Source organism: Acinetobacter sp. MF4642 (assembly GCF_002018925.1).
GTDB lineage: Bacteria > Pseudomonadota > Gammaproteobacteria > Pseudomonadales > Moraxellaceae > Acinetobacter > Acinetobacter johnsonii.
The window spans coordinates 1-1,149 of the sequence record NZ_MVON01000078.1 but is presented as its reverse complement, the minus strand read 5'-3'; the positions used below and the strand labels follow the sequence as shown (position 1 = coordinate 1,149).

Genomic DNA, 1,149 nt, shown 5'->3' with positions numbered 1-1,149 from the left:
CCACCTTCACGGATCGCAAAACGTAGACCTGGGTCCATTGCGATTGGGTGGATTAATTCTACTGACATTTCTACGTTGTCACCAGGCATAACCATTTCAACGCCATCTTGTAATTTGATCGCGCCAGTTACGTCAGTTGTACGGAAGTAGAACTGTGGACGGTAACCGTTAAGGAATGGAGTGTGACGACCACCTTCTTCTTTAGAAAGTACGTATACTTCTGCATCGAATTTAGTGTGCGGCTTGATTGCACCTGGTTTAGCAAGTACTTGACCACGTTGTACGTCTTCACGCTTAGTACCACGTAGAAGAACACCACAGTTCTCGCCCGCACGGCCTTCGTCTAGAAGTTTACGGAACATTTCTACGCCAGTAACTGTAGTTACTTGAGTATCACGGATACCAACGATTTCAACTGATTCGCCTACTTTCACAATACCAGTTTCTACACGGCCAGTTACTACTGTACCACGACCAGAAATAGAGAATACGTCTTCGATTGGCATTAAGAATGCTTGGTCGATTGCACGTACTGGCTCTGGAATGTAAGTGTCAAGTGCGTCAACAAGCGCAACAACTGCTTCTTCGCCATACTGACCAGCGTCACCGTTAAGTGCAAGAAGAGCTGAACCACGGATAACTGGAGTGTCATCACCTGGGAAGTCATAAGTAGAAAGAAGTTCACGAACTTCCATTTCTACTAATTCAAGAAGTTCTTCATCATCAACAAGGTCACACTTGTTAAGGAATACAAGAATGTAAGGTACACCAACCTGACGAGAAAGAAGGATGTGTTCACGAGTCTGTGGCATTGGACCATCAGTCGCAGCACATACAAGGATCGCGCCGTCCATCTGAGCAGCACCAGTAATCATGTTTTTAACATAATCGGCGTGGCCCGGGCAGTCTACGTGTGCGTAGTGACGAGTTGGAGAATCGTATTCTACGTGTGAAGTATTAATTGTAATACCACGTGCTTTTTCTTCTGGTGCAGAGTCAATTGCAGCGTAGTCTTTCGCTTCGCCACCGAATTTCTTCGCACATACAGTTGCAATTGCAGCTGTTAAAGTTGTTTTACCATGGTCAACGTGACCGATTGTGCCCACGTTAACGTGTGGCTTATTACGTTCAAACTTAGCCTTAGCCATG

At 45.6% G+C, this 1,149-nt stretch carries 1 protein-coding gene; it reads right to left on the bottom strand.

What is annotated here, in order from left to right:
* A partial coding sequence (gene tuf / locus MF4642_RS16490; protein ID WP_078426875.1) for an elongation factor Tu occupies positions 1-1,148 on the bottom strand: 1,148 nt, incomplete at its 3' end.
* Between the last annotated feature and the right edge of the window lies 1 nt (position 1,149).